This window comes from Paenirhizobium cremeum (assembly GCF_047553425.1).
GTDB classification, from domain to species: Bacteria; Pseudomonadota; Alphaproteobacteria; order Rhizobiales; family Rhizobiaceae; genus Allorhizobium; species Allorhizobium cremeum.
The window spans coordinates 1,635,567-1,648,911 of record NZ_CP180217.1; the positions used below are offsets into that span (position 1 = coordinate 1,635,567).

At 60.3% G+C, this 13,345-nt stretch carries 12 protein-coding genes; 4 read left to right on the forward strand and 8 right to left on the reverse strand.

Annotated features, from left to right (window positions below; translation table 11 throughout):
- The first annotated feature begins 96 nt into the window (after positions 1–96).
- Positions 97–1,155 carry a hypothetical protein gene (locus ACLBKR_RS08260; protein WP_113485953.1) on the forward strand — a complete coding sequence of 353 codons (1,059 nt, stop codon included), beginning with the start codon at positions 97–99 and terminating at the stop codon, positions 1,153–1,155.
- A 17-nt stretch (positions 1,156–1,172) separates the two neighbouring features.
- Positions 1,173–2,213 carry a TAXI family TRAP transporter solute-binding subunit gene (locus tag ACLBKR_RS08265; protein WP_113485955.1) on the forward strand — a complete coding sequence of 347 codons (1,041 nt, stop codon included), beginning with the start codon at positions 1,173–1,175 and terminating at the stop codon, positions 2,211–2,213.
- A 127-nt stretch (positions 2,214–2,340) separates the two neighbouring features.
- On the opposite strand, the gene glnA is transcribed toward ACLBKR_RS08265, so the two are convergent.
- Both glnA and ACLBKR_RS08275 read right to left on the reverse strand, forming a co-directional pair.
- A complete protein-coding gene (gene glnA, locus ACLBKR_RS08270; RefSeq protein ID WP_112830058.1) occupies positions 2,341–3,750 on the reverse strand; it encodes a type I glutamate--ammonia ligase in 1,410 nt (469 codons plus the stop codon).
- A 59-nt stretch (positions 3,751–3,809) separates the two neighbouring features.
- Positions 3,810–4,148, reverse strand: a complete 339-nt coding sequence (locus tag ACLBKR_RS08275; RefSeq protein ID WP_006727717.1) for a P-II family nitrogen regulator — start codon at positions 4,146–4,148, stop codon at positions 3,810–3,812.
- 347 nt (positions 4,149–4,495) lie between these two features.
- Between ACLBKR_RS08275 and ACLBKR_RS08280 the strand changes: the two genes are divergently transcribed.
- On the forward strand, positions 4,496–5,986 hold the full coding sequence (locus tag ACLBKR_RS08280) for an NAD(P)H-hydrate dehydratase (RefSeq protein ID WP_414901350.1): 1,491 nt from the start codon (positions 4,496–4,498) through the stop codon (positions 5,984–5,986).
- Here ACLBKR_RS08280 and ACLBKR_RS08285 read toward each other — a convergent pair.
- The 3 genes from ACLBKR_RS08285 to uvrA all read right to left on the reverse strand — a co-directional run bounded on the left by ACLBKR_RS08285 (position 5,927) and on the right by uvrA (position 11,517).
- The gene (locus tag ACLBKR_RS08285) at positions 5,927–7,609 is read right to left on the reverse strand and encodes a Na/Pi cotransporter family protein (protein ID WP_414901352.1); all 1,683 of its coding nucleotides are present in this window, start codon (positions 7,607–7,609) and stop codon (positions 5,927–5,929) included. The genes ACLBKR_RS08280 and ACLBKR_RS08285 overlap by 60 nt on opposite strands.
- Positions 7,610–7,771: 162 nt before the next feature.
- Complete coding sequence (locus ACLBKR_RS08290) at positions 7,772–8,572, reverse strand: DUF72 domain-containing protein (RefSeq protein ID WP_113425792.1); 801 nt, start codon at positions 8,570–8,572, stop codon at positions 7,772–7,774.
- 23 nt (positions 8,573–8,595) lie between these two features.
- The gene (uvrA, locus tag ACLBKR_RS08295; protein WP_414901355.1) at positions 8,596–11,517 is read right to left on the reverse strand and encodes an excinuclease ABC subunit UvrA; all 2,922 of its coding nucleotides are present in this window, start codon (positions 11,515–11,517) and stop codon (positions 8,596–8,598) included.
- Positions 11,518–11,780: 263 nt separating this feature from the next.
- Between uvrA and ACLBKR_RS08300 the strand changes: the two genes are divergently transcribed.
- On the forward strand, positions 11,781–12,305 hold the full coding sequence (locus ACLBKR_RS08300; protein ID WP_112830053.1) for a single-stranded DNA-binding protein: 525 nt from the start codon (positions 11,781–11,783) through the stop codon (positions 12,303–12,305).
- Between the two features lie 441 nt (positions 12,306–12,746).
- Here the strand turns inward: ACLBKR_RS08300 and ACLBKR_RS08305 are convergent, their stop codons facing one another.
- The 3 genes from ACLBKR_RS08305 to ACLBKR_RS08315 all read right to left on the reverse strand — a co-directional run bounded on the left by ACLBKR_RS08305 (position 12,747) and on the right by ACLBKR_RS08315 (position 13,345).
- The gene (locus ACLBKR_RS08305) at positions 12,747–12,881 is read right to left on the reverse strand and encodes a hypothetical protein (protein ID WP_280519998.1); all 135 of its coding nucleotides are present in this window, start codon (positions 12,879–12,881) and stop codon (positions 12,747–12,749) included.
- A gap of 60 nt (positions 12,882–12,941) precedes the next feature.
- The gene (locus ACLBKR_RS08310) at positions 12,942–13,091 is read right to left on the reverse strand and encodes a hypothetical protein (protein ID WP_244710368.1); all 150 of its coding nucleotides are present in this window, start codon (positions 13,089–13,091) and stop codon (positions 12,942–12,944) included.
- 80 nt (positions 13,092–13,171) lie between these two features.
- Positions 13,172–13,345: a hypothetical protein gene (locus ACLBKR_RS08315; protein WP_162757809.1), complete on the reverse strand. Its 174-nt coding sequence runs from the start codon at positions 13,343–13,345 to the stop codon at positions 13,172–13,174.

Genomic DNA, 13,345 nt, shown 5'->3' on the forward strand with positions numbered 1-13,345 from the left:
GGCAATGTACCGGTTTTGAGCCTCGTTCGGATGCCGTAGCGGCGGGCATGGCTATTTGGAGCCGGCGGACAGAACCATTGCCGAACGGGAGATGTCGTGAGCAATCAGTGGGGCAGGGACAGGCAGCCTGTTGCGGCGCGCGGTGGATCGGCTGCCCCTGTCATTCTTGCCCTGGCGCTGGGTCTCGCGATCGGCGGTGCGGCAGGTTATGGTTCTCTGCGCTACCTCTCCGGAGACACCGCATCCCGGCTGGCCGCAGCCGAGGAACGCAATATGGCGCTCTCCGGCGACCTCGCGGATATCAGGCAGAAGTTGCAGCAGGCCCTCGCGGACAGGGAGAAGTCGGAAAACGCCATCGGCCCCGCCGATGGCGAGGCTGCCGAACTGCAGAAGAAGGTCGATCTCCAGCGCTCCGAACTCGACGCCATGACCGACGAGTTGGCGAGGATCAGCGACGCCTTGCAGGCGGAAAAGGACCGCGCGGCCTCTTTATCGGCTTCGCTCGGCGAGGAACGGACGAAGAGCCTTTCACAGGCCGCCGCTGTCGCGGAGGCGCAGAAGAATGCTGCGGACGCCAAGGCCCGGGCTGATGCCGAGATAGCCGATCTCCAGGCCCGCCTGAGCAAGCGGGAAAACGATACCAGCCGTGATCTTGTCCGCTTGCAGCAAGAGGAAATTCCACGCCTGAACCGGCAGATTGCCGAGTTGACGGCGCAAGCGACAGCAAGCGGGGCAAATGCAGCCAGAGCCTTGTCCCAACAGCAGATGCTGGAAAAGTCACTTGCCTCTGCCGAGGCCGAACTTACCCGCCTGCGCGCCGAACTTGGCGATGAACGGCGGAAGAATGCGATGCTTGCCGGTGAGATCGAACGGCTGAAACGGGAAACGTCGGTTGTGCCGGTTGAGAAACCTCAATCGCCCTCGGCTGCGACGGCCAGGCCGGAAGCGGCAGAAGGGGCGCGTGATCCGGATCTCGTCGAGGCAATTCTTGCGGACACGCCCGGCGTCGATCGGCTGACGCCCGCGGACAGGATACGTCTTCGCGACATGCTGGTTTCCGGCCAATGCGTAACGACCGCGCTTCGGGCGGTCTTTCCAAGCGTTCCGGTCGTTACGCTTCGAGACCTGATGCGCGATCTGAGGAGCAACTGCTGAACGGAGGAACTTCGCCCATGACATCGAGACTGCGTGCGATTCTTGCTGCCGTGGCGATATCGCTGACAACGAGCATGGCCTCGGCCGACAGCTTCGAGCGGAACATCATGACGGGCGGGCCGAGCGGCACCTATATTCGCATTGGCCGCGACATCGCCGGCCTCGGCGCAAGCTGCGGCTTGAAACTCAATGTCGTCGAGAGCGCCGGTTCGCTGGAGAATTTTGTCGGCGTCCGCAACCGTCGCAACACCCAGTTCGGCATCGTTCAGAGCGATGTTCTGGAGTATTTGAAGACCTTCGAAGCCAATGACCCCGAGGTGCAGCAGGCCGTGCGCGGCGTGCGCATCATGTTCCCTCTTTATAACGAGGAGGTCCATGTTCTCGCCAGAACGGATATCGCCGAACTCAAGGGGCTGGCCGGCCGCAAGATCGCCATCGGAAAGCCGGACAGCGGCACCTACCTGACCGCAACGCTGATGCTCGATATCCTGCAGGTGAAGGCGGCCGAACGGTTGACCATCAATCCCGACGAGGCGCTGCCGAAGCTGCTCGCCGGTGAGATCGACGCATTCTTTTATGTTGCCGGTGTGCCGGCGCAGCTTTTCACCAATGCCAACATCGACGCCGGCAAGTTCCATCTTCTGCCGATCAAGGATGCGCCGCTGCTCGCGACCTATACGCCGGTCACCGTTCCCGCCGCCACCTATGGCTTTCAACAGCAGCCGGTCGATCTGGTTGCGGTCAAGGCCGTGCTGATGACCTACGACTACGATCCGAAGAAGAACGCCTACCATCGCGACAGTTGCCGCTCCGTGTCCGATTTCTCGAACCTCATCCTGAACGGCTTGCCGAAACTGGAGGAGACCGGGCATCCGAAATGGAAGTCGGTTGACCTGACGGCGGTGCCGCCGGGCTGGCAGGTCGGAAGCTGCGTCAAGGTCGGTATGGCTCTCGACTACAAGCCCAATTGCTCCGCCCCGGCAGAAGCGGCTCCGAAGGCTCCGGATGCCAATGAGGAGTATCTCAATCTCCTCAAGCAGCGTCTTAAAAAGCAATAATAACCAATAGTGATTACTGCAAAATAGTTAGATTTTCTCTTCGATCATGAAAAAGGCGGCGGTTCGAATGAGCCGCCGCCTTTTCCTTGTGGGCTGCCGGTCCGCATTGCGCAGACCGGCGAAGATATCAGACCGAATAGTACATGTCGTACTCGACCGGATGCGGGGTCATTTCGAACCGCATGACTTCCTGCATCTTCAGTTCGATGAAGGCATCGATCTGGTCGTCGTCGAAGACGCCGCCAGCGGTCAGGAACTTGCGATCCTTGTCGAGGCTTTCCAGCGCTTCGCGGAGCGAACCGCAAACCGTCGGGATCTTCTTCAGTTCTTTCGGCGGCAGGTCGTAGAGATCCTTGTCCATGGCCTTGCCCGGATGGATCTTGTTCTTGATGCCGTCAAGGCCGGCCATCAGCATGGCCGCGAAACCGAGATAGGGGTTGGCGGTCGGGTCGGGGAAGCGGACTTCGACACGCTTTGCCTTCGGGTTCGAGCCGAACGGAATACGGCAGGAAGCGGAGCGGTTGCGAGCCGAATAGGCGAGCAGGACCGGAGCTTCATAGCCCGGGACCAGACGCTTGTAGGAGTTGGTCGAGGGATTGGTGAAGGCGTTGATGGCCTTGGCATGTTTGATGATGCCGCCGATGTAATAGAGGCAGGTTTCCGACAGGCCGGCATATTCGTCGCCGGCGAAGGTCGGCTTGCCGTCCTTCCAGATCGACTGGTGCACATGCATGCCTGAGCCATTGTCGCCGAAGATCGGCTTCGGCATGAAGGTTGCGGTCTTGCCATAGGCGTTTGCGACCTGATGCACCACATACTTGTAGATCTGCATCTTGTCGGCATTGCGCACCAGCGTGTCGAACTTGATGCCGAGTTCGTGCTGGGCTGCTGCCACTTCATGGTGATGCTTCTCGACGACGACGCCCATTTCGGCGAGCACGGTCAGCATTTCCGAACGCATGTCCTGGCAGCTGTCGATCGGCGGAACCGGAAAGTAGCCGCCCTTGACGCGCGGACGGTGGCCGAGGTTGCCGGTTTCGTAGTCGGTGTCGTCGTTCGACGGCAATTCGGTCGAATCCAGCTTGAAGCCGGTATTGTAGGGATCGGCCTTGTACTTGACGTCATCGAAGATGAAGAATTCGGCTTCCGGGCCGACGAACACAGTGTCGCCGATGCCCGAGGCCTTCAGATAGGCTTCGGCCTTCTTGGCGGTGCCGCGCGGATCGCGGTTATAGGCTTCGCCGGAGACCGGGTCGAGAATGTCGCAGATGATGACCATCGTCGACTGGGCGAAGAAAGGGTCCATGTGAACCGTTTCCGGATCCGGCATGAGCACCATGTCGGACTCGTTGATCGCCTTCCAGCCGCCAATCGAGGAACCGTCGAACATGACGCCGTCCGCGAACATGTCCTCGTCGACGCACGCCACGTCCATCGTCACATGCTGCAGCTTGCCCTTCGGATCGGTAAAGCGCAGGTCTACGAACTTGACGTCGTTGTCCTTGATTTGCTTGAGAATGTCATTTGCGGTCGTCATTTTTCGAATTCCTTGAGTGAGATGACGATATTAGGCCCCGGCCCGCAGGCGAGGGGCTATCAGATGGCGTCGATACCGGTTTCACCGGTACGGATGCGCACCACTTCCTCCACGTTGGAAACGAAGATCTTTCCGTCTCCAATTCGGCCGGTCTGGGCCGCGTTTCGAATTGCATCGATCACGGCTTCTACGTTTTCGTCGGCCAGTACAACTTCGACCTTCACCTTCGGCAGGAAGTCCACGACATATTCCGCACCCCGGTAGAGTTCCGTATGGCCCTTCTGCCGGCCGAAACCCTTGGCTTCCGTTACGGTAATACCCTGTAGGCCGACCTCCTGAAGCGCTTCCTTGACTTCGTCGAGCTTGAAAGGCTTGATGATCGCTTCGATCTTTTTCATGAGAAAATTTCTCTCCGCTTCCCTCATTAAAGCAGGCGACTCCCGCTCGCCCAGCCTGATGCACGTAACGTGCCAGTTTGGCCAGCGAATTTGGGAAAATCTCCCATTTTCCTGCGCTCCGGAGCCAAATCTTGCGCAATGTGGGGCAAAATACCAGCCCAATCGCATGGAATTCTGCTATTTTCCTTCGGAATTTTGGTCGCAGCCGCAGGCGTCGAAAATTCTCTGATGATTAAAGATGCAGTTCTGATTGAGTAATAAATAATCAATTGAACAAAATATACGCAATTGCTTTGCGGTTGATTGATATGGTTTTCCGGATGCGTGGAATCTGCTTTGATATTTGCATGGAAAATGAGCGCTATAGAAGCCTTTTGACGCCTGCCGCCATGGGCCGTGTCGATGCTGCGGCGGCTGCCTCGGGCATCGTTTCCTTTGGTCTGATGGAAAAGGCGGGCCATGCGGTCGCCGCAGCCGCCCTCAAGCTTTATCCGGGGGCGCTTCGCTTCGCGGTCCTGTGCGGGCCGGGAAACAACGGCGGCGATGGTTACGTCGCCGCCCGTGCCTTGCGGGAGGCAGGCGCTGATGTCGAACTTTATCACCTTGGCGACCCGGCACGTCTGAGGGGCGATGCGGCGACGGCGCATGCGCTTTGTCCGATAAAGGGATCGCCTCTGCATGCCTATGCCCCGACCGTGGGCGATGTCGTCATCGATGCCATCTTCGGAGCGGGACTTGCGCGCGACGTGCCGCAGGAGGTTGCCAGTGTGATCGTTGCCGTCGGCAACGCAGGCGTTCCCGTGCTCGCCGTCGATCTTCCCTCGGGTCTCGACGGGCGAACCGGCAGGGTGCTGGGGGCGGCCTTCCGCGCGGATCACACCGTGACATTCATGACGCGGAAGCCGGGGCACGTCCTCCTGCCCGGACGGCAGCTGTGCGGCCGCGTCGAGGTCCATGACATCGGTATCCCCTGGCGCATCGTCATGCAGCAGGCCGGGCAGGCATCCATGAACGCTCCGGCGGCCTGGGCTGCGGCCCTGCCGGCGCTTTCGGCGGAGGCCCACAAGTTCCGCCGGGGACATCTCACGGTTTTTTCCGGCTCCGCAACCGCGACCGGGGCCGCACGGCTCTCGGCGGAGGCGGGTTTGAGAAGCGGGGCAGGGCTGGTGGTCCTGGCATCCCCTGCCGATGCGCTGAATGCGAATGCGGCCCATACGACGGCTGTCATGGTAAACCAAGTGGAGGATGAGGCCGATCTGGCGGACTATCTCTCCGACGAGCGGCGCACCACCTTTGTCCTCGGCCCGGGCTTTGGTGTCAGTAAGAAGATCAGGACCTTCGCGCTTGCCTTGCGAAACCGCCGGCTGGTTCTCGATGCCGATGGCATCACCGCTTTCCGGGACGAACCACACGCGCTGTTCGAGGCATTCGGCACGGGCGAAACCCGCCTGGTGCTGACACCACATGAAGGCGAGTTTGCCCGTCTTTTTCCTGATGTCGCCGCAGACGATGCGCTGAGCAAGATCGACATGACGATTGCCGCGGCAAGACGTGCCAATGCCGCTGTCGTCTACAAGGGGGCGGACACGGTGATTGCCGCGCCCGATGGCCGGGCCCTGGTGAACGAAAACGCGCCCGCATGGCTGGCCACCGCCGGTTCCGGCGACGTGCTGGCAGGCATCATCGGCGGATTGCTGGCCCAGGGCATGCCGGCGTTCGAAGCCGCGGCCGCAGGTGTGTGGCTGCATGGCGAGGCCGGCGCGCGGCTCGGCGAGGGGCTAACGGCTGACGACCTCGCCGCCGCCATCCGGCCTTTGTCTCAGCCGGCTGTCCCGTAAAAGGCCCTTCTGCTCCAGCAGCGGATAAGCGATCGAGGCAAACAACGAGTTGATTTCCTTGAGGTCCCGCATGGTGTCGATGTGCAGGGAACTCGATTCGAAACTGGCGGCATTGCCGCTGCGCAGGCGCTGAAGATGCTGTTCCTCGCTGGTCCGGACAAGATTGCGCACGGCCTCCTTGCGATCCACGAGCTGGCGGGCGTGTTCGATGTCCCTGTTGACCAGCAGGTTGAAGGCGAGGCGGGCATTCTTCAGGACCTCGATGTGCATGGCCGACAGCTCGGCCCATCCTTCGCCGGAAAAGACGGTATCGCGGTCATGTTTCTTGCGGGCGCGGATCAACATGTTCTGCGAGATGATGTCTGCCGCCTGTTCGATCTTGATCGTCGCGCCGAGCAGGGTCTGACATTGCGCTGCCGACTGCTCGTCGAGCGCAGTCTGGGAGATGCGCGCGAGATAGAATTTGATATCGCGGTGGATAGTATCGATCTCGTCGTCGAGCGCCTCGATCCGCTGCATCTTCTTCATATCCCAATGTTCATAGAGATCGAAGATCCAGTTCAGCATGATTTCTGTCTTCTCGCAGACCGTAAGCACTTCGCGTGTCGCATTGCTGATGGCTTGCCGTGGATTGGAAAGATCGGCCGGATTGAGCGCCGAGAGCCGTGTGTGCTCGCCGCCCTCGACAGCCGGCGCCGCAAGCAGTCGTTCCAGCAAGCGGGCCACGATACCGCTGAACGGAAGTCCGAAGAGGAGGACGGCGGCATTGATGGCGAGATGTGTGTAAACCACCGCATCGCCAGGCTGGCTGGCAAGCTGTTCCGGATGGAGCACGAAGAGGAATTGCAGGGCGAGCGCCACCAGCGTGCCAAGGCCGCGGATCACGACGTTTCCGAGCGGCACGACGCGTGCATTGCCCTCGGCATTTTTCGTGAGGATGGCGCCGATCACCGCCGCGCCGAAATTGGCGCCAAGCACGAGCGGCACGATAAGCATCGGTGGAAGCAGATGCTTATCGGCCAGCGAAGCAAACAGCAGGATTGTCGCCACACTGGAGTGAAAGGCCCAGGCAAGCAGCGCGGCCAGAAGGAAGGCGGTGATCCAGTCCCTCGACAGATAGTTGAAGACGATAGGCAGGATCTCGCTGCCGCGCAGCGGGTCGGACGCTTCGCCGATCAACCGAAGCGAAAGAAGCAGCAGGCCGAGCCCGAACAGGATGCGGCCTGCCTGTCGCCAGTCCCGCGCCTCGGAGGCTCGAAAGGCGATGGTTCCGGTCAAAAGCAGGACTGGAATCAGCAACGAAAGGTCGTAGCGCAGGATCCTGACGACGAAGGCCGAGCCGAGATCCGCTCCAAGCAGCGTGGCGATGCCGATGGCCGATGTCACGTAGCCGCCCGCAACGAAGGAGGAGATGATCAGTGCGACCGCGGTTGCGCTCTGCAGCGCAATAGCGAAGAAGAAGCCGGCGACGCTCGCCGTGACGGGATTTCCGAGCGCAAGCCGCAATTTCTCCTTGAGAACATTGCCATAGGCCCGTTCGATCCCGGTCCGGACCATGCGGGTCGCCCAAAGGAGCAACGCGACCGCGCCGGCAAGATTGATGAAAACGGCAATACCCGACATGACACCTCGACGACGGAAGCTGCAGGCGACCATCATTGCCGCCTGCCGGCCAAAGAGGGGGAGTTTCAACCCTTCTCAGGCGAATGTGATCGCCCCTGCGACCGAACCTAGTCCAGATTCGTCATTGTCACAATTTGCCGCCGATTGGTGGTCTTGCAGGCTTCAATCCACCTTGGATTGAAGAAGGCGCGCGCCGTTCGGCGCGTTCACCTTGCCGCCGGTAATGAAGAAGGCGAACACGTCTCTCGGTTTTTTCTCGACGGCTTTTTCCGGAGCGATCACAGGCAGGTCGTCAGGAACGCCGCCCGCCGCATAGGTCTTGAACCGTTTTGCCCATTCGCCGATTTCCGTCTCGGGATAACAGCTCGTCGTCTCGTCTGTTCCCTTCTGCAGCCGTGAATAGACGAAATCCGCGGTGACATCCGCAAACATGGGATAATCGTGGTGGTCGGCGCAGACGGCGGCAACCCCGTATTTCGCCAGCAGATCCACAAATTCCGGCGTGCAAAAGCTGTCATGACGCGGCTCCACCACATGGCGTAGCGCGATGCCGTCGAGCGTCTTGGGCAGGAGTGCGAGAAAAGCCTCGAAATCCTCGGGCTCGAACTTTTTCGTACCCATGAACTGCCAGAGGATCGGTCCGAGATGCTTGCCGAGTTCGGCAATCCCCTGGGTCAGGAACTTCTCGATCGACGGCCCGGCTTCCGCCAGCACCTTGCGATTGGTGCAGAAGCGGCTGGCCTTCAGCGAGAAGACGAAATCCTCCGGCACCTCCGAAGCCCATTTCGCGAAGGTCGCGGGCTTTTGGCTGGAATAATAGGTGCCGTTCACCTCGATCGCCTTCAACTGGCGGCTCGCGAATTCGAGTTGCCGCTTCTTGGCGAGATCGGACGGATAAAATGTGCCTTCCCAGGGATCGAAGGTCCAGCCGCCGATCCCGGTGCGGATTGTGCCTGCCGACATGCGCGTCCTCCTCCCGGGTTTCCTTATTCCGCCGCCTGGCGCTTTTTCACCGGCCGACGCTCCAGCAGTTCCTTGAGGAACTGGCCGGTATAGGATTTCTCCGCCTTCACCACGTCTTCAGGCGTGCCTTCGGCAACGATCGTACCGCCGCCGTCGCCGCCTTCGGGACCGAAATCGATGATCCAGTCGGCTGTCTTGATGACCTCGAGATTATGCTCGATGACCACCACGGAATTGCCCTGGTTTACCAGTTCCTGCAGCATTTCCAGAAGCTTGGCGACATCATGGAAATGCAGGCCGGTGGTCGGTTCGTCGAGGATATAGAGGGTGCGGCCGGTCGAGCGCTTCGACAGTTCCTTGGCGAGCTTGACGCGCTGCGCCTCGCCGCCGGAAAGCGTGTTCGCCTGCTGTCCGACCTTGATGTAGCCAAGCCCGACATCGAAGAGCGCCTGCAGCTTGTCGCGTACCGCCGGAACGGCGGAGAAGAATTCGACGCCTTCCTCAACCGTCATGTCGAGCACGTCGGCAATCGACTTGCCCTTGAACAGCACGTCGAGGGTTTCGCGATTGTAGCGCTTGCCGTGGCAGACGTCGCAGGTGACGTAGACGTCGGGCAGGAAGTGCATTTCGATCTTGATGACGCCGTCGCCCTGGCAGGCCTCGCAGCGGCCGCCCTTGACGTTGAACGAGAAACGGCCCGGTTGGTAGCCGCGCGCCTTCGCCTCGGGAAGGCCGGCGAACCAGTCGCGGATGGGCGTGAAGGCGCCGGTATAGGTCGCCGGGTTCGATCGCGGGGTGCGTCCGATCGGCGACTGGTCGATATCGATCACCTTGTCGATGAATTCGAAGCCGTCGATCCGTTCGTGCTCGGCCGGGTTTTCGCGCGCGCCCATGACGCGACGGGCCGCCGCCTTGTAAAGTGTCTCGATCAGGAAGGTGGATTTGCCGCCCCCCGATACGCCTGTCACCGCGGTGAAGACGCCGAGCGGAATGGCGGCGGTCACGTTCTTGAGGTTGTTGCCGCGCGCTCCGACCACCTTGATCTGCTGGCCCTTCTTCGGCTTGCGCCGCTTTTCGGGCACAGCAACCCCAAGCTCGCCGGTGAGGTACTTGCCCGTCAGGGATTTTGGATTGGCCATGATCTCCGAGGGTGGCCCTTCGGCCACGACCTGGCCCCCATGAATGCCGGCGGCCGGTCCGATATCGACGACATAGTCCGCCGTCAGGATCGCATCCTCGTCATGTTCGACGACGATTACCGTATTGCCGATGTCGCGCAGATGCTTCAGCGTGTCGAGCAGGCGCGCATTGTCGCGCTGATGAAGGCCGATCGAGGGTTCGTCGAGCACGTAGAGAACGCCTGTCAGCCCCGAGCCGATCTGCGACGCGAGCCGGATGCGTTGGCTCTCGCCGCCCGACAGCGTGCCGGAATTGCGCGACAGACTCAGATAATCGAGGCCCACATCGTTCAGGAAACGCAGCCGTTCGCGGATTTCCTTGAGGATACGCACCGCAATTTCATTCTGTTTGTCGGTCAGCCTGGCGGGAAGTGCCTCGAACCAGCTTCCGGCAACCCGGATCGACATGTCGGTCACCTGGCCGATATGCAGGCCATTGATCTTCACTGCCAGCGCTTCCGGCTTCAACCGGAAACCGGCGCAGGCCGGGCAGGGGGCGGCGGACATGAAGCGCTCGATCTCCTCGCGCGCCCAGGCGCTGTCGGTTTCCTTCCAGCGGCGCTCGAGATTGGGAACGATGCCCTCGAAGGTTTTCGTTGTCGAATAGGAACGCGCGCCGTCGGCGTAGTGGAACTCGATCTTCTCATCGGTGCCGTGAAGAATGGCCTTCTGCGCCGCTTCGCTGAGGTCGGACCATTTGCTGGAGAGCTTGAAGCCGTAGGCCTTGCCCAGCGCCTCGAGCGTCTGGTTGTAGTAGGGCGAAGACGACTTGGCCCAGGGGGCGATCGCCCCATCGTTGAGACGCCGGTTGATTTCCGGCACGATCAGCGCTTCGTCGATCTTCTGCTGCGAACCCAGGCCGTCGCAGGTCGGGCAGGCGCCGAAGGGGTTGTTGAAGGAAAAGAGCCTCGGCTCGATTTCCGGTATTGTGAAGCCGGAAACGGGGCAGGCGAACTTCTCCGAGAACAGAACCCGTTCATGGGTTTCGTTCAGCGATTTGTTGGCCGAGCCGCCCGCCGCGGTTTCCTCCGCCGGCAGCGGCTTGTCGGCGAATTCGGCCACTGCCAGCCCGTCCGCGAGCTTGAGGCAGGTCTCCAGGCTGTCGGCAAGGCGGGTGGCGATATCGGCCCGGACAACGACACGGTCGACCACCACGTCGATGTCGTGCTTGTATTTCTTGTCGAGCGCCGGCACATCGGCGATTTCATAGAATTGCCCGTCGACCTTGACGCGCTGGAAACCCTTCTTCATCAGTTCGGCGAGTTCCTTCTTGTACTCGCCCTTGCGGCCACGGATCATCGGCGCCAGTATGTAAAGTCGGGTGCCTTCTTCGAAGGCGATGATGCGATCGACCATCTGCGATACGGTCTGGCTCTCGATCGGCAGGCCGGTCGCCGGCGAATAGGGAACCCCGACACGCGCGAAGAGAAGACGCATGTAGTCGTAGATCTCGGTCACCGTGCCGACCGTCGAGCGCGGATTGCGCGAGGTCGTCTTCTGCTCGATGGAGATTGCGGGTGAAAGGCCGTCGATCTGGTCGACATCCGGCTTCTGCATCATCTCGAGGAACTGGCGCGCATAAGCCGAAAGGCTCTCGACATAGCGGCGTTGTCCCTCCGCATAGATGGTATCGAAGGCAAGCGAGGACTTGCCCGAACCGGAAAGGCCGGTCATGACGATCAGGCTGTTGCGCGGGAGATCGAGGTCGATCCCCTTCAGATTGTGTTCGCGCGCGCCGCGGATGGAGATGCTCTTCAGTTCGCTCATGGACAAGGCTCGGATGGAAAAGGGTGTCTCGGGAGGAGAACAGTCCTTATTTAGTGATCTGTCGGCCCCTGTCGAGGCGGAAGGATGCTTTGTTGGCCGGAATGCGATTCTATTGACAGCATCTTAGTCGATCATTAGAACAAATAAAGAACATTTTCGCTGTGGATTACAGAGGATCGCGGCCCATTCCGGCGGGCGGATGGGATAAGGTGAAAATTGAATAGGTTTTAGGGCGCCGCTTTGGCGGCAGCAAGGTGAGTAATATGGCTGGTAGCGTCAACAAGGTAATATTGATCGGCAATCTCGGGGCTGACCCGGAAATCCGCCGTACCCAGGACGGTCGACCGATTGCCAACCTGCGCATCGCGACGTCGGAAAGCTGGCGTGACCGCAACACCGGCGAGCGCAAGGAAAAGACCGAATGGCACACGGTGGTGATCTTCAACGAAGGTCTCTGCAAGGTTGCCGAGCAATATCTGCGCAAGGGCTCGACGGTTTATGTCGAAGGTCAGCTCCAGACCCGCAAGTGGCAGGACCAGAGCGGCCAGGATCGCTATTCGACCGAAGTGGTGCTCCAGGGCTTCAATTCGAACCTGACCATGCTCGGCGGCCGCGGCGAAGGCGGCGGGCAGGGCGCTGCCCGCGGCGGCGACTTCGGCGGCGGCTATGGCGACGACTACGGCTCCCCCGCTCCCTCGCGCGGCGGCCCCTCCGGCAACCGCGGCGGATCGAGTGCGCCCTCCGGCGGCGGCTTCTCCCGCGACATGGACGACGACATTCCGTTCTGAGAATGTCTGGAGCCGGTCGCGACAACGTCAACGTGACCCAGCGGCGTGATGCACCGCTTCGGCAGTCTTGTGCATGGACGGCCGGAACATTGGATATGTTGTTCCGGGTTCGATTGTGTTGAGGGGTGCTCTACCGTCGAGACACTCTTAAAGGCGTCTCGTCTTCCCTGAGCCGAACTCGCTTTTGTAACAAAGCAGAACCGCTGTGCGTTCGGGATTTCATCGAACCGTTGAGAGAGCAAAGCAAAGGCTGGATCCGAAAAGCTTGCTCTCCTGCCAGATGCGCAGGAAGATCATTATTATCAACGCCGGAATGCAAACTCATAGAGCAACGGTGCTTGACGCTTAACACCGTTGCTTTTTCCTTGGAGGTCTTTGAAACTCTTCGCGCCGCTCGTGTGGATCCGACGGCTCAGGGAGCGCGAGATTTACGCGCTCAGCTCAGAACGCCCTGTGGCGTTCGATCAATGCCTTGTAATCGTCGCTTTCACGCCGAAGGGCGGTAACTGTCGAAGCGACCGAGGCAACGAACATGCCGCTGATCAAGGCGGCAAGAACTGTCAGCGTTATGAACATGATCTTCCTTTCTTTTCTCTGCGGCGGTTGAACGTTTAACGCGAATGTTCCAGTTTCGGATCAATGCCCGAAGCTGTGGTAACGCGCGGTCATCGGCGGACCGAACTGCGCCTGGCTGCTGTCGGCCATGTAGAAGGTCATGGAGGTGGCAACCATTGCCGTCATCATCAACATCCAGACCACATTGATCAGTGTTACTTTGTCGGGCATAGTCGTTATCCTTTCGAAACCGGCAGATTTGCCGTGACAATGCGCTGGCGGAATATCGGTTCCGTAGCGACTGGTTAGTGTTAATAGAGAGGTGCGTCTGAAACGCGCCTTAACGGCTCGTTCATCTGGCGTTCATCTTCGTTGCAGCGTTGCGACGAGGCCTCGCCGGTCGCCAGAAAGGCGCGAAGAGCGAGAACTGCCATTTCCAGCAGGTAGGAGGTGGCGATTGCGAGGAAAGTCACGACAGCGAGCAT